12 protein-coding genes and 1 pseudogene are annotated in these 14,673 nt (G+C 66.9%); 3 read left to right on the top strand and 10 right to left on the bottom strand.

Annotated elements, in window-relative coordinates; genetic code table 11:
- Positions 1–19: 19 nt before the first annotated feature.
- Complete coding sequence (locus BBJ41_RS31145) at positions 20–1,489, bottom strand: efflux RND transporter periplasmic adaptor subunit (RefSeq protein ID WP_069750001.1); 1,470 nt, start codon at positions 1,487–1,489, stop codon at positions 20–22.
- 26 nt (positions 1,490–1,515) lie between these two features.
- The gene (locus BBJ41_RS31140) at positions 1,516–2,817 is read right to left on the bottom strand and encodes a TolC family protein (protein ID WP_069750000.1); all 1,302 of its coding nucleotides are present in this window, start codon (positions 2,815–2,817) and stop codon (positions 1,516–1,518) included.
- 477 nt (positions 2,818–3,294) lie between these two features.
- On the opposite strand from BBJ41_RS31140, the gene BBJ41_RS39825 reads away from it, so the two are divergent.
- Positions 3,295–4,011, top strand: a complete 717-nt coding sequence (locus BBJ41_RS39825; protein ID WP_083282026.1) for a M35 family metalloendopeptidase — start codon at positions 3,295–3,297, stop codon at positions 4,009–4,011.
- 15 nt (positions 4,012–4,026) lie between these two features.
- Positions 4,027–4,476 carry an OmpA family protein gene (locus tag BBJ41_RS39820; protein ID WP_083282025.1) on the top strand — a complete coding sequence of 150 codons (450 nt, stop codon included), beginning with the start codon at positions 4,027–4,029 and terminating at the stop codon, positions 4,474–4,476.
- A 163-nt stretch (positions 4,477–4,639) separates the two neighbouring features.
- Here BBJ41_RS39820 and BBJ41_RS31135 read toward each other — a convergent pair whose 3' ends face one another.
- The 6 genes and pseudogenes from BBJ41_RS31135 to BBJ41_RS31110 all read right to left on the bottom strand — a co-directional run bounded on the left by BBJ41_RS31135 (position 4,640) and on the right by BBJ41_RS31110 (position 12,627).
- The gene (locus BBJ41_RS31135) at positions 4,640–5,830 is read right to left on the bottom strand and encodes a phosphotransferase enzyme family protein (protein WP_069749999.1); all 1,191 of its coding nucleotides are present in this window, start codon (positions 5,828–5,830) and stop codon (positions 4,640–4,642) included.
- Positions 5,831–5,854: 24 nt separating this feature from the next.
- Entirely contained in the window at positions 5,855–6,487 is a 633-nt protein-coding gene (pnuC, locus tag BBJ41_RS31130) for a nicotinamide riboside transporter PnuC (protein ID WP_069749998.1), read from the bottom strand.
- Positions 6,488–6,546: 59 nt separating this feature from the next.
- Positions 6,547–8,775, bottom strand: a complete 2,229-nt coding sequence (locus BBJ41_RS31125; RefSeq protein ID WP_069749997.1) for a TonB-dependent siderophore receptor — start codon at positions 8,773–8,775, stop codon at positions 6,547–6,549.
- Between the two features lie 600 nt (positions 8,776–9,375).
- A complete protein-coding gene (locus BBJ41_RS31120) occupies positions 9,376–9,579 on the bottom strand; it encodes a DUF2970 domain-containing protein (protein WP_046549365.1) in 204 nt (67 codons plus the stop codon).
- Between the two features lie 123 nt (positions 9,580–9,702).
- A pseudogene (locus BBJ41_RS31115) lies at positions 9,703–11,933 on the bottom strand (pyridoxamine 5'-phosphate oxidase family protein).
- A 34-nt stretch (positions 11,934–11,967) separates the two neighbouring features.
- On the bottom strand, positions 11,968–12,627 hold the full coding sequence (locus tag BBJ41_RS31110) for a glutathione S-transferase family protein (protein ID WP_069749996.1): 660 nt from the start codon (positions 12,625–12,627) through the stop codon (positions 11,968–11,970).
- 126 nt (positions 12,628–12,753) lie between these two features.
- Between BBJ41_RS31110 and BBJ41_RS31105 the strand changes: the two genes are divergently transcribed.
- Positions 12,754–13,695, top strand: coding sequence for a LysR family transcriptional regulator (locus BBJ41_RS31105; protein WP_069749995.1), 942 nt, complete (start codon positions 12,754–12,756; stop codon positions 13,693–13,695).
- Between the two features lie 28 nt (positions 13,696–13,723).
- On the opposite strand, the gene BBJ41_RS40800 is transcribed toward BBJ41_RS31105, so the two are convergent.
- Complete coding sequence (locus tag BBJ41_RS40800; RefSeq protein WP_156814910.1) at positions 13,724–13,864, bottom strand: hypothetical protein; 141 nt, start codon at positions 13,862–13,864, stop codon at positions 13,724–13,726.
- 91 nt (positions 13,865–13,955) lie between these two features.
- Positions 13,956–14,618 carry a TetR/AcrR family transcriptional regulator gene (locus BBJ41_RS31100; protein ID WP_069749994.1) on the bottom strand — a complete coding sequence of 221 codons (663 nt, stop codon included), beginning with the start codon at positions 14,616–14,618 and terminating at the stop codon, positions 13,956–13,958.
- Between the last annotated feature and the right edge of the window lie 55 nt (positions 14,619–14,673).

The raw sequence follows: 14,673 nt of genomic DNA, 5'->3' as shown, positions 1-14,673 counted from the left end.
GGCCATACGCGCGTGACGCTCATTCATGTTCCGCGCTCCCCTTGCCGAGTTCGGCCTTCAGCACGAAGCTGTTCGACGCCGCGTATTCCTGGCCTGCCTTCAGCCCCTTCAGCACTTCGGTCGCGCGTTCGTCGCGCCGCCCCGTCTCGACGGCCTGCGCGACGAATCCCTTCGGCGAGCGCACGAATACCGACGGCGCGCCGTCGACGTCCTGCAGCGCATCGCTCGCGACCGCGAGCGGCACGCCCTGCTTGCCCGCGTCGACCGACACGTTCACGAACATCCCGGGCCGCCATACGCCGTCCGGGTTCGGCAGCGCGACACGCGCCGGTGCGGTGCGCGTCTGTTCGCCGAGCAGCGAACCGACATACGCGATCGGGCCGCTCGAACGCGACTCGAACGCGGTCGCGCTGACGGTCGCCTCGCGGCCGACGCGCACGTCGTTCAGCCGCTGCGCCGGCACGGCCATCTCGGCCCACACCGTCGACAGGTCGGAGATCACGAACATGCTCGCGTCGGCGGCGATCGCTTCGCCGGGCGTCGCATGCTTCTCGACGATCGTGCCCGCGAACGGCGCGCGCAGCTCATAGCGGTTCAGCGAGCCCGCGCCCACTGGCGCGTTCAGCGCGGCCAGCTTCTGCCGCGCGTTCTGCACCGCGATCTCGGCCTCGCGCAACTGCACCTGCGCCTGCTGATAATCCTGCTCGGCCGAGATGCGCTCCTTCCACAGCGTCCGTTCGCGCTCGTAGGTCGCACGCGCCCCCGACAGCCGGCGCTCGGCCGTCAGCAGTTCGCTGCGCCGGTCGGCCAGATCGGTGCTCGCGATCACGGCAAGCACCTGCCCCTTCGCGATGTTCTGCCCGAGCGACACCGACACCTGCTCGACGATGCCCGCCACGCGCGGCACCACGTGCGCGGTGCGATCCTCGTTGAACTTGATCTCGCCCGGCAACTGGAACGGCGTCGCGATCTGCGCGGGGCCGGCCTTCGCGAGCGCGATCTTCGAGGTCTGCAACTGCGCGTCGGTCAGCGCGATCGCGCCGTCGGCGCGCGCGAACGGGAACGATGCCGCATCGTTGCCCGCCTTGACGTCGATCGTCGCATCGAACACGTGCGGTTTCGCGATCGGCTGCGCGGACACGAATTTCTGGCCGGCCGCGTCGAAACGCATCGGTTCGTGCGTGCGGTCGTAGCGGACCAGCGTGCCGGACACGGTCACGCCCTTGTCGGCCGGCTTGCCGTCGACGAACGGATAGACGACGAGCCGCGCGTCGCCGGGCTTTTCCGTCATCACGATCTCGACGGACAGCCTGCCGCGCTTGACCACGACGCCGCCTCGCGCACCCGCGCCATCGGCCGGCTGTGCCGCTTCGGCGCTCGATGGTGCGGACGCGCCGCTTCCGCCCCGCGTGACGGCGAGCGCGCCGAGCACGATCCCGGCGCCGCCGAGCACGGCCGCCGCAATGATGAAGATTCTGCTGCGTGACATGTTGATCCTTCAGGTAAGAGGGGCGCTTATTGCGCGACGGCCGCGAGCGGCGTGCCGACGAGCCGGCCGATGTCGGCGCGCGCCGTATGCGCGCCCGCGAGCGCACGCACGTATTGCGACTGCCCCTGGAACAGCGTGCGCTGCGCGTCGAGCACGTCGAGGAAGCTGAACTTCCCGAGTTCGTAGCCGCGCGACATCGCGTCGAGCGCGAGGCGCGCGGCCGGCAGGATGTCGGCCTTCAGCCGCTGCGCTTCCTGCGCGGCGGCCTCGAAATTCGCGTATGCCTGCGTGAGCTCCAGCCGCAGGCGCGTGCGTTCGCGATCGAGATCGGCGTTCGCGCGCTCGGCCTTGTGCGTCGCCTCGAGCAGCGCGCCCTTGTTCGTGTTGAACAGCGGGATCGGAATCGACACGCCGACCACGGCCTGGTTGTCCGGCACGCCGCCCGTGGTCACGCGCTTCACGCCGGCGCTGATCGTCACGTCGGGAATGCGTCGCGCGCGTTCGAGCGACACCGCCGCGTTCGAGCGCAGCATTTCCGCGCGCGCGATCCGCGCGAGCGGCGCATCGTCGAGCTGTGCGGTCAGCGCAGGCAGCGGCTCGACCGGCGGCACGGCTTCCAGGTCGCCGAGCACCGCGAGCCGGTCGCCGCGCACTTCGCCCATCACCGTGTTCAGCTTTTCGCGTGCGACCTCGACGCGGCCGCGCGCGGTCACGACTTCGATCTGCACGCCGGCCGCCGCCACCTGCGCCTTCGTCGCCTCGACCGGCGACACCTTGCCGGCCTGCGCGCGGCGGCCCGCGAGATCCGCGGAGCGCGCGGCGATCGCGGCCGATTCCTCGGTGACCTGGAGCTGACGCTGCGCGGCGAGCAACCCGTAGAACGCGGCGATCACGTCGGCGCGCACGACCGCGCCCTGCTCGTCGAGCGACGCATTGGCCGCCTCGCGGCCATACGACGCGACGTCGAGCCGCGCGCTGCGCTTGCCGCCCAGTTCGATGGTCTGGTTGATCAGCGCGGTCGACGTGCGCTCGGCGCGGCGAAAGCCTTCCTGCAGGAACGACACTTCGGGATTGGGGCGTGCGCCGGCCTGCATCAGCGCGCCGGCCGACGCATCGACGTCCGCGCGCGCGCCGCGCAGCGCCGGATTGTTCCGGGCTGCGACCGCGAGCGCATCGGGCAGCGTCAGCGATGCGGAAGGTAGCGCTTCAGATGGCGGCACGGCGCTGCCGGACGCGGCCATGGCCGGCCCCGGCGACAGCGACGGCTGCGCATGAGCCGTCGCGGCCATCGCGAAGACGACGGCCACGGCGAGATTGAGCTTGAGCATGTTCGGTTCTGCGGTAACGGTTTGCGACCGATGCTACGGACCGGCCGCAGTGCGAACATGAGGCGAAGATGACATTTCCGTCATCTTCGGTGCGTTGTACTCGCCCAACCAGCGTGCGTATCTGCCCAGATGGCCATCTGTACGCGGCGTCCGAGGGGTCGCGTGCGATCCAGCGAAGCCATCAAAGTTTGCCAGACCGATCGCATTACTTTCGATCATTCAATTCGTTTACCTAAAAATCAAAAGACCTCTTTGCATTCCGAAATTTCGAACTAATTCTATAGACACGTTCATTTGAAAAGACGATTGTTCGAGGTTCCGGAAACACGAACATAACCATGCCGCTCCATGACTATTGAAGCGCAACGGATACCGCACAGATCTTCACCTGCAACACTGATAGTGTCGAGCAAACGCGAAGCTTCGTTACGAATGCAACAACACTCTTGAAAATCTACACAACGGGACCTTGAAGCCATGAATAATTTTTCTGACAACAACCAATACAATTTTGATGTTGACGAAGACAAAGATTGGTTTCTCGTTCACTCCGGAGCAGTCACCAACACAAATCCGGGATCAACGGTTGACGTTTACATCAACACAACACCCATTTGCCCCAACATGACCAATAAAGAATTCAGAATTATCGTAGCGCGGCTGCTTAAATGGTCCATCATCCTTGTTGAACGAAGGATTGCCGATCTGAATCGGTATGACAAGACCATCAAGGATAGAATGACCTATTGGTTCAATCGATGCGATGAGAATACACGGCGATATCTTATCAACGGCTTCTCACGACATCTCTCCGTACTGAAGACGCTAACACCACACAACTTCGTCCGAACCGATCCGAACCTCGACCGAATGTTAGGCTGCGTCCCGAACATGAGTGACATCGATAACGAGGCCGCTCACGTTTGCGGACCTAATACGGAGCGAAAACTTATAAGTATCGCCATGAAATTCTGCACCGGCTTGCGCGACCAGAATATGTTCGGAGATTCCAGGCTGTCTACGCTCATTCACGAAGTAACACATTTCATTGACACCTTCGGCAGCAGCGACCCTCGTTACGGGATTGATCCCACAGCAGCCGCATGGGCAAGGGCCAATCCTGACCTGGCATTGAGAAATGCGGATACACTCACCGGATTCGTGATCTACGGCGAAAGCTTATTTGCAGACTAAGGAGCCGAAATCAACATGAGAATTTTTATCACAACACTCGCCACCGCGATTTCAGGATTATTATTTTTTTCTGCGGACGCCACTGCGGAATGTCAGGCATCACAAAATCTTCCATCACAACAATTGTTCGTGCCATTTTCACTCAACAGTCACGAGGTCACCGAATCCGAGAAAATACGAATTGAACGATGGGTATCAGAAATCAATTCCAAGCACCCGATTCAGAACTGGATCTACATAATTGGCAGTGCGTCCAAAAATGAAACCGCTCCTGCTCAGCTCGCAACAAAACGTGCTTCCGAAGTGACAAAGACCGTCATTGATGATGGTTTGATAAGCGCACCATTTCAGATAAAAACGCAAATTTATCCGATCAACAGCGCAACCGAATCAACGTCCGCAACCCGTGAAGTCACCGTGCAAGTGAGTCCCGGCTGTCTCGACAACTGCTGTACTGACCACTGACATGAGAGTTGGCTCATTTATCGCCGCTGCGTTTGCGGTGAGCTCAGCGCTTCCGGCACTCGCGTGCGACAGCCCATCGAATCTATCCAGGTAAGATTTCGATAACGATTCGAGCGACATATCAATCGCCGAACCGGTGAAGCTGCCAGGGTATCCTCAAGAATCAAACGCCCCCTTGCTTCGCGCGCCGGCGCTGCACGAGCCAGTCGAGCAATTGCTGCCCGTCGCGTTCGCCGAACCAGCGAGCGTGACCGATCAGGTAACCGTCGTACGCGATGTCGACGATTGCCGGTGCATCGATGATGCAACCGAAATAAGCCACTTCCGACAGCGCAAATTCCGTATGCACGATCGGCAGCAGCGCAACCAGCGCCGCATACGCTTCGTCACCCAGCGGTTCGAGCGACTCATACCCGTCGAGCAGCGCGTCGATCTGTGCGTACTCGACGCGGCGCGCATCGGCCGGCGCCATCCAGTCGACCGTATTGCGTTCGATCGCGAGCGCGAGATCCATCACCGCGCAAGTGCGATCCGACAGCCCGAAATCGAGCACGGTGCGCACCTGCGCGCCGGAGCCCGCCTCGGTCCACAACAGGTTCGACGCGTGCCAGTCGCCGTGCGTCCACAGCGGCGGCAGCGCGGGCAGCAGCGGCACGAGGCGCGCGTGATACGGGCCGATTGCGTCGGCCACGTCGCCGCGCCAGTCGCGCGCGCCGAGCGCGCGCACGAGTAGCGGCTGCGCCTCGACCCAGCGTTCGAGCGCGCCCGCCAGATCGTCGGACGACAGCACGCGAAAGCTCGACAGCAGCGTGCGCACGGGCCGCGCCGGCTCATCGTAGCCGGCCGACGCACGATGCAGTTCGGCCAGCGCGCGGCCGGCCGCGTAAGCGTGCGACGCATGCGAGAACGGCTGCCACGACATCACGCCGCGATACGGGTCGACACCGGGCGCGAGCACATGCACCTCGTAGGTCCATTCGCCGGAGGCGAAGGCGGTCGCACCGTCGCGATCCGCGAGCACGTCGACCACCGGCATGCCGCGTTCGCGCAGGTGCGCGATGAAGCGATGCTCTTCCTCGAGCCCCGCGACGTCGCGCAGGCTCGCGTGGTGACGCTTGACGAACAGCCCGCGCCCGTCCGCCATCCGCACGAGCACGGCCGCCGCGAACTGTCGCGGGCTGTGCCACGTCAGCCGCTCCGGCTCGCCCGCGCCATCGATGCGTGCGAGCACCGCGGCCACCTCGTCGTGCGTCATCAGCGGCCAGTCGCGTTCGGCCTGCTCGCCGTCGACACCGAATTGCGGCGGCGCGACGTCACGCGACAGGGCGCCGTCCGGCTCAAGTGGGAATGACATGAACGACCTTACTCCGTAAAAGAATCAGCGCGCGCCGTCGCCCGGCACGAGCGCGGGGCTGCCCGCCGCGCGCAGCATCGCGGCCGTCCTGCTCCAGTCGCGCCAGCCGACGACCGCGAGCCCGATGAACAGCGCATAGAGGCCGGCCGTCAGATACAGCTCCTTGAACACGAACATCCCGACGTACACGACGTTCACGACGATCCACAGCCCCCACGATGCGATGTAGCGCCGCGCGGTCCAGTATTGCGCGACGAGGCTGAACGCGGTCAGCGACGCGTCGACGAACGGCAGCGCCGCATCGGTCCAGCGCGCCATCATCCCGCCGAGCAGCGCGCTGCCGACCACGGCCGCGATCAGGTCGGGCAGCATCTGCCGCGGCCGCACGCCCGTGACGGGTGCAACGTCACCCGCCGGCGCCGCACTGCCGCCCGCCTCGCTCGCGCGCTGCGCGAGCCAGCGCTGCCAGCCGTACACCTGCAGCACGGCGAACGCGCCCTGCAGCAGCATGTCGGAATACAGCTTCGCGTCGAAGAAGATCCAGCCGTACAGCGCCACCGATGCGAGCCCGACCGGCCAGCACAGCATGCGCCGCTTCGCGGTCAACCAGATCGCGAGCGCGCTGACGATCACGCCGGCGATTTCGAGTGGGGACATCGTCTGTGCTCTCCAGGGTAGCTGCCGGGGCCGCGTATCACGCGGCCGGTTCCGGACGGTCAGAAATCATAGGTCAACGACACGCGCGCGGTGCGCGGCGCGCCCGGGAACAGGTACGCATCGCCCTGCTGCTCGCCCGCGTCGCGCCAGTAGAACTTGTTGAACAGGTTGTCCACCGATACGTGCAATACCGTGCGATGGCCGCCGATCTTCGTCGTATAGCGCGCGCCGAGGTTGAACACGAACCACGACGGCACGCGTGCGGTGCCTTCCTCGTTCGCGTTGCGGGCGGCACTGTATTCGACGCCACCGAGCAGGTTCAGGCCCGCGACGTGCGGCACCGCGTAGTCCGCGTACAGCGACGCGCGCAGCGCGGGCACGTTGATGATCTGGTGCCCTTCGTAGGCCGGCGAGCCCGAATCGTACGCGCGGGCGCGAATCGCCGCGGCGCTGGCCGTCAGCGACAGCCGCTCGGTCACGCGCCCGGCCGCGCCGAGCTCGATCCCCTGGTGCCGCTGCGTGCCGCGCTGCACGAACGTGTAGCTCGTGCCCGACGCGTCCGGGTCCGCGAACTGGAACGGCTTGCTGATCGAGAACACGGCGGCCGTGAGGCTCAGCCGGTCGAGCCAGTCGTATTTCGCGCCGACTTCGATCTGGTGCGACTCGACCGGCGGCAGGAACGCATACGCGTTGGACGCACGCACCGGCGCCTGGTCGCCGAGCGACAGCGCCTTGCTGTACGACGCGTACAACGACAGCACGTTCACCGGCTTGTAGACGAGCGCGACCTGCGGCAGGAACACCGAACGGTCGGTGCGCGTGTCCGCGCCGTCGAGGCTCGACCAGCTGCGCTGGCGCAGCAGCACTTCCTTGCCGCCCGCGAGCACCTGCCAGTGCTCGCCGATGCTGATGCGGTCGAGCCCGAACACGCCGTACTGCCACGCGTCGAGGCGCGGGTACGACGGCCCGGGCGAATTCGGCGACGGCGAGAAGGTCACGTCGGGCCCGTAGACGTTCTCGCTACCCACGTAGTCGTACACGGCGTCGGCCATGCTCACGACGCGCCGCTGCACGCTCACGCCGAGCGTCAGCTCGTGCCGCAGCGGCCCCGTCGCGAACTTGCCCGTCGTGACCGCGCGCAGGTCGTCGTTGCGCCGGTATTCGCCGGGGCTGCGAAAGTCGTAGACGTCGTAGTCGCCGTTCGCGCCGAAGAAGAACGGCGACGTCGTGCCGGCCGCGCAGCTCGGCGCATACGAACAGCCGTACGCGAACGCGCTGTTGTCGTCGATCATCGTGCGGCTGCGGCCTGCGGCGATGTATGCCTTCCAGTCGTCGTTGAACTGGTAGTCGAAGCGCGCGTTCAGGTTCAGCGCGTCGGTCGTCACCGGCTTCGCCCACGGCTGCGTGCCGAGCGCCTTCGACGTCGTGTTGACGGACGGCACGACGGTGCCGCCAAGCAGTTGGTAGCCGGGCGCGGAACGCTGGATCCACTGCTGGAATTCGGCATTGAGCTGCAGGCTCGCGCGCGGGCTGATGTCCCAGTCGGCCGCGATCGATCCGAACGTGCGCCGCCCGTTCGTGCCGTCGATATACGAGTGCATGTTCTCCTTCGCGGCATTGATCCGGAAGCCGAACTGATTGTCGGGGCCGAAGCGGCGGCCGAGATCGACGGCCGCCGACGTCGAGCCGCGGCTGTCGACGCCGGCCGTCACGCTCGCGACGTTCGCGGAGCGCTTCGTCACGAAGTTGATCACGCCGCCCGGCGCGACGACGCCGCTGTCGATGCCGGCAAGCCCCTTCAGGATCTCGACGCGCTCCTTGTTCTCGAGCGGCACGTTCTGCTCGCCGGACACCGTCAGCCCGTCAATCCGGATCGCGCTCGCGAGATCGACCGGAAAGCCGCGGATCGCGAAGCCTTCGTAATAGCCGACCGGCGCGTAGTCGTTGACGACCGACGCGTCGTTGCGCACCACGTCGCTCAGGCGCTTCGCCTGCTGGTCGTCGAGCTGCGCGCGCGTGACGACGCTCACGGACGCCGGCGTGTCGCGCAGCGGCGTGTCGTCCAGCCCCGCGACCGACGCCTCGCGCGCGCGATACGTGTTGCCGCGCGCGCCGCTCACCGTGATCGCCGGCAGCGTCGCGCTCCCAGCCGCATCGGCATCCGCCGCCGGCGCGTCGCCCTGGGCCGCGGCGGCCTGCGCCGCGAAAAGCGTGATGCCGAGACCGACGCCAAGCCGGACCTTCGCGCGCCGCCGTGCGGGCAGCGCTGTTGTTCTATTCACCGTCATTGTTCTGGATGGAAAACTTGCCACTCGGCTCTGTCGAACCCCGTTACGAAGCTGCGAAGCGCGAACCCGCACACGCGTCCGTCATTGGCTGCCGGACGCGCACATCGACGCGATATTCATCAGACGAATCGAGCGATACGGCGCACATGCGGGCCGATCGGTCGGGAATACGCAGGATGGGACATCGGATTCTGGAGACGCGCCGGGAACCGACGCAGCCGCCGATCCGTCGATCGGGTGCCTGTCGGGCGGCCGGCTGCATCGCGCGGTCTTGTCATGCGGGGGACGCTTCGAACGCCCCGGTGCGGGCGGCAGGCATGTGCGCCGGCCGTTCGTCGGAACGGCGGCATGCCCGTCGCGCGCGTGATCGCGGCGTGGCGCGCATTTTACCCCGGGCGGGGCCGCAGGCCGGGGAATCGGGCGGAACGGGGAGCGGGGAGCGGGAAGGAAGAAGATTCAGGCGACACGGCGGCGGCGGCGATGCAACTGCGCTTCACGTCGGGTGCCGCGACATCGACGATCGGCGCAGTCGCGCGCTTCACGTCGATGCCGCAGGAAACCGGAGCGGGCGTGACGACCCGCTCGCGGCTCACCGGTTCGTCAGAACCCCTGCATCGTCACGGTCGGATCGACGACCAGATGCACGACGCCGTAGATCACGGCCCCGACCAGCACCGCGAGGATGATCGCGACGAACGGCAACAGCGTGAAGTTGACGTTCGCGAGATCGGCTGCGTGCGCCTTGCTGTTGCGCACGCCGAAGAAGCTCCACAGGACCAGCTTGATCATGCCGAGCAGTTTCATGATGTTTGCTCCTTTCTCTCTATCGGTTGACGCTATCGTCGATCCGACAGGCATCCGGAAAAAGAAGCAGTTGCGAGCGATTTCTGCGCAGCACGCGATCTGCGGCGGCATGTCGCACGCGCGTCAGCGGTCGAGCACGAGCGGCTCCGTGGCCCCTGGCGCGGGCCGCGCGACGCACAGCAGCGCGCAGCCGGGTTCGACCGGCGCCTCGGGCGTTTGCTCGTAATCGACCGCGCCGGACAGCACGCGCGTCGCGCACGTGCCGCACGACCCGGAGCGGCATTCGGACGGCACGTCGACGCGCTGCCCTTCCGCGAATTCGAGCAGCGTGCCGTCGGCCTGTGTCCATGCGGCTTCGCGCCCCGTGCGCCGGAACACGACGGGCACGCTCGCCACCGCCGGCGTTCCTGCCGCGCGGGACGTGCTGCGCGTGACGCTCGACGGCCCGAACGCCTCGAAACGGATGCGCTCGTCCGGCACGTTCAGCGCGCGCAATCCTTCATACAGGTCGCGCATGAATGCCGATGGCCCGCACAGGTAGAAGTCGTAGTCGTCGAACGGCAGGACTCGCTTCAGTTGCGCGATGTCGATACGGCCCGCGCGCGCCGCTGTGTCGCCGTCGGGGCGGCTGTCGAACCAGTGAAGCGACAGCCGTGCATCGGCGGCCGCGGTGCGCGTCAGCTCCGCCGCGAACGGCCGGTCGGCCGCTTCACGCGCGCCATGTACGAACACCACGCGGCGCGACGGTGCGGCATCGGTCAACGCGTGGCGCAGCATCGCGATCATCGGCGTGATGCCGATGCCGGCCGACACGAGTACGGCCGGGCGCGGGCTCGAGAGATCGAACGCGAAGCGCCCGCGCGGCATCTGCGCGTCGAGCGTCATGCCCGCCTGCGCGTGATCGTGCAGCCATGCCGATACGCGCCCTTCGCGCTTCACCGTGATCCGGTAATGCGTGCCGCCAGGCGCATCGGACAGCGTGTAGCTGCGCACCGACGGCGTGTCGGTGCCCGGCAGCGCAACGCGCAGGGTCAGATGCTGCCCGGCTTCGTAGGCCGGCAACGCGCCGCCGTCCGCCGGTTCGAAATGGAACGAGCGGATCGCGCGCGCCTCGTCGACGATCTTCGCGATGCGCAGCGGCCGCCACGCGGTTGCGGTTGCGGTTGCGGTTGCGGTTGCGGTTGCGGTTGCGGTTGCGGTTGCGGTTGCGGTTGCGTTGCGGTTGCGGTTGCGGTTGCGGTTGCGGTTGCGGTTGCGGTTGCGGTTGCGGTTGCGGTTGCGGTTGCCGGTTCGGTCGCCGGTTCGGTTGCCAATGCAGATGCAGTTGCCGGCGCAGACATAGTCGCAGACTGCACCGTCGCCGCGCCTCCCCCCGCTTCCATGTGCGCGAACTGCTGCGCGCGCTCGACCGTCGACCACCGGAACGGCAGCACCGCACGCACGCGCCGCACTTCGCGCACATGGAAGCGCACGACGCGCTGCGCGCCGTCGAACGACGCGACGAGCGGCCCGTCCCACACGATCTCCGCACGCGCGGCGACATACAGCAGGTCGCCGCTGTCGAAATCGACGAACAGCAGCCCCGCGCGCGGATCGTGCTGCAGGTTGCCCAGCGTATTGAAGAAGCGGTTGCCGCTGAAATCCGGTGTCGTCAGCGTGTGCGCGTCGTCCACGCGCACGAAGCCCGGCATTCCGCCGCGATGCGACACGTCCGCGCCGCGCGCGGCGCCCGCATCCGTCGACGTGTTCGCGCTCGCGACGAAAAACGTATCGGCCTGCGCGAGCAGCGCGCGATCCGCATCGTTCAACCGGTCCGACATGTCGGGCTCGACATGCGTATCGCCGTCGCGCGCAACGAACGTCGGCTTGCGACCCTGAATGTACTTCGCGCAGTTGCCGAAGCTCTGCTCGACCGCGATCGTCAGCGCATCGCCGTCGACCGCGCGCACGATGCCGTTCACGCGATTGCGCCGCCGCGTATCGAATTCGATCCCGAGCCCGCCGAGCGGCGCGCCCGGCCGCCACGCGCCGTCCAGCGGATCGCCCGGCAGCGCGCGCGCCGCGATGCGCAGCGTGCGCGCGTCGGGCGACGCGACGAACCCCGGAGCGCCGGCCCGCAGCGTCGCCCACGGCTGGCCGTGCGCATCGACGCCGCCGAGCACGAAGAACGGCAGTTGCGCGAAAAACGTCCGGTGCTGGTCGGGCATGAAACGCCGGATTCCGCGCCGGCCGGCCGCGCCCGCCGCCTCCGTGACGCCCGCGCGCTGCTGAACGGCCAGCTCGCCCGCGTGGAACGGTGCGGTATCGAGTTCCCAGCCCGGTACGACGGCGGTCGGTGCAATCGGTGCGTTCATCGCGTTCTCCGTGAACAGGCGGCTTCGGCTGGCGTTACGCGGCGAGCAGCCCCGCGCGCGTCGCCGGCATGCCGACGAAACCCGGCAGCGCCTCGACGCGCGCGAGCCATGCGCGCAGGTGCGGATACGGTTCGAGCGACACGCCGCCTTCCGGCGCATGCGCGATGTACGTGTACGCGGCGATATCCGCGATCGTCGGCTGAGCGCCGGCCGCAAACGCCTTGCCGACCAGTTCGCGGTCGATCACGTCGAGCACCTTGTCGGCCGTGCGCTTGGCCGCGTCCGGGTCGAGCGGCGCGCCGAACACGGTCACGAGCCGCGCGGCAGCGGGCCCCGACGCGATCGGGCCGGCCGCGTACGACAGCCAGCGCTGCACGGCCGCGGCGCCGACCGGGTCGTCGGGCAGCCAGTGCGCGTCGCCGTAGCGCTTCGCGAGATACACGAGAATCGCGTTCGAATCGGCGAGCACGGTGCCGCCGTCGTCGATCACGGGCACCTGCCCGAACGGATTGAGCGCAAGGAAGGCCGGTTCGCGCTGCTCGCCGGACGCGAGGTCGACGTCGACGGTCTCGAACGGCAGGCCGAGCAGCGACAGGAACAGCCGGACGCGATGGGCGTGCCCCGACAGCAGGAACGAATAGACGCGAATCGGTGCGTCGGGCTTGGCGGACGCTGGCTTGCTGGCGGCAGACATGGAAATACTCCGGAATCTCGCGCCGCCGGGAGTCGGCGACGAACGGCTCCAGCGTAGCGCTCGCCGTTCGCGGCCAGAAGACGGATAATCGCTGAAACATTATCCTCTTTCATAGGACAATCGACGATGGCCGATCTGCGCGACGTGAACCTGAACCGGCTGGCGATCTTCGTCGCGGTGGTCGATGCCGGCTCGCTGACGGCCGCGGCCGAGCGGCTCGGCCTCGCGAAGACGGTCGTCAGCACGCACATGCAGCGCCTCGAATCCGAGGTCGGCGCGAACCTGCTCGTGCGCACGACGCGGCGGCTAAGCGTGACCGACGCGGGGCGCACGTTCTACGATGCGTGCCGCGCGATCGTGCGCGCCACCGAAAACGCGCTCGACGCGGTGTCGTCCGATGCGGGGCCACTGCGCGGCACGCTGCGCGTGAGCGTGCCGATCGACTACGGCGCGCTGGTCGTCGCGCCGGCCGTCGTCGCGCTGCGCGACACGCATCCGGGGCTCGACGTCGAACTCGTCGCGAACGACCGCGTGGTCGATCTCGTCGCGGACAACCTCGACGTCGCGATCCGCATCGGCCGTCTCGCCGATTCGAACTATCGCGCGGTGCAGCTCGGCACGTACGAGAAATGGCTGGTCGCGAGCCCCGCGTTCGTCGCGCGCCACGGGCTGCCGCGCGATCCCGATGCGCTCGCCGCGCTGCCGTTCGTGATGCTGTCGACGCTACCGCGCCCGCACACGCTCGAACTCGACCACGCGCGCGGCGGCAACACGTCGGTACGCTGTGCCGCGCCGGTCGTGTCGAACACCGCGACAGCGTGCCGCGCGATCGTGCTCGCGGGCGGCGGCTTCGGGCTGCTGACGGATTTCTCGACCGCCGACGACGTCGCGGCCGGCCGGCTCGTGCGGCTGCTGCCCGCGTGGGGTTCGGCGCCGGCCGGGATTCACGCGGTGTATCCGTCGACGCGGCTGCCGTCGCCGAAGGTGCGGGCGTTTATCGATGCGATGAAGGCGAGGATCGGGGAGGCGCGGCCGGTGCCGGACGCGAAGAACAGACGTTCGCGCTAGCCGCCTCGACGGGCGTTGCGTCTGCTACTCATTCGTCGGATTGATCGAGATCCCTCAATACATGCTCAGCGGGACGAAAACGCCCCTGTTTGATTTCATCCGCGCCGAAAGCAAGCAACTTCAGTAGCACCTGCGTTTCTTCAGACACGTCATACGATTCGGTATCCACGACAAACCTCTTCCATCAGCAATAGCAGCCTCGCATCACAACGGCATTTCGCGTCGCCGCAGCATTGATGAGGAACTGTCACGCGATACGCTCACGTCTCCCCGATCGCCCGCAACGTCCCCAACAACACCTTCCTGCAACTGGCGATCATCTGCGCTTCCGGATCGCGATACTCGGTGAGCAGCCACGCCGCGCCGACGTTCGTCATCGCGCCGACGAGCGCGAGCCCGATCAGCCGTTGCTCGGTGCGCTCCGCGGGCGTCGTCGCCTCGCCGGGCGCGCCGATCGCCATGATCAGCTTGCCGAAGTCGATCAGCATGCGCTGGTACGTCATGTCGGTATCCGCGCTCACGCCCATCACCTCGAGCAGCAGCACGCGCGCCGCGCACGGGTCGCGCAGGAACGCGAAGAACGCGGCGAGCCCCGCGTCGACGCTTTCGCGCAGATCGCCGCCGCGCGCGGCCACCGCCTGCGCGACCGCTTCATGCAGTTGCTGCGCGTGATGCAGGTAGGTGCAGCGCAGCAAATCCTCGGTGCTGTCGAACGCCGCATAAAAATAGCGATCGTTCAGCTTCGCTTCCTGGCAGATCGACCGCACGGTCGCCTTGCGGAAGCCGACCGTGCCGAACACGCGCGTCGCCGCGCGGATCAACGCCTCGCGCCGCTCGGCGGCACGCACCTCGGGCGCCACGCCGCCATACGACCGGCCCCGTTTTTCCGTTTCGAGTGCTTTCTCCATTCCGCTATTTGACATCAGGACACCCGAAAACTAAAGTGGTGACGATCAACACCACAATAGCGACGCCAAC

This window comes from Burkholderia stabilis, from assembly GCF_001742165.1.
GTDB classification, from domain to species: domain Bacteria; phylum Pseudomonadota; class Gammaproteobacteria; order Burkholderiales; family Burkholderiaceae; genus Burkholderia; species Burkholderia stabilis.
The sequence above is the reverse complement of the archived record's forward strand: the minus strand, read 5'-3'. Positions and strand labels throughout refer to the sequence as shown.

Coding starts and splice junctions, on each gene's coding strand:
- BBJ41_RS31120 (WP_046549365.1), bottom strand. CDS start 9,579: ATGAAACTGCTCGGCATGATCAAGCTGGTCCTGTGGAGCTTCTTCGGC.
- BBJ41_RS31105 (WP_069749995.1), top strand. CDS start 12,754: ATGGCCGATCTGCGCGACGTGAACCTGAACCGGCTGGCGATCTTCGTC.
- pnuC (WP_069749998.1), bottom strand. CDS start 6,487: ATGTCCCCACTCGAAATCGCCGGCGTGATCGTCAGCGCGCTCGCGATC.
- BBJ41_RS31145 (WP_069750001.1), bottom strand. CDS start 1,489: ATGTCACGCAGCAGAATCTTCATCATTGCGGCGGCCGTGCTCGGCGGC.
- BBJ41_RS31100 (WP_069749994.1), bottom strand. CDS start 14,618: ATGTCAAATAGCGGAATGGAGAAAGCACTCGAAACGGAAAAACGGGGC.
- BBJ41_RS31140 (WP_069750000.1), bottom strand. CDS start 2,817: ATGCTCAAGCTCAATCTCGCCGTGGCCGTCGTCTTCGCGATGGCCGCG.
- BBJ41_RS39825 (WP_083282026.1), top strand. CDS start 3,295: ATGAATAATTTTTCTGACAACAACCAATACAATTTTGATGTTGACGAA.
- BBJ41_RS31125 (WP_069749997.1), bottom strand. CDS start 8,775: ATGACGGTGAATAGAACAACAGCGCTGCCCGCACGGCGGCGCGCGAAG.
- BBJ41_RS31110 (WP_069749996.1), bottom strand. CDS start 12,627: ATGTCTGCCGCCAGCAAGCCAGCGTCCGCCAAGCCCGACGCACCGATT.
- BBJ41_RS31135 (WP_069749999.1), bottom strand. CDS start 5,830: ATGTCATTCCCACTTGAGCCGGACGGCGCCCTGTCGCGTGACGTCGCG.
- BBJ41_RS39820 (WP_083282025.1), top strand. CDS start 4,027: ATGAGAATTTTTATCACAACACTCGCCACCGCGATTTCAGGATTATTA.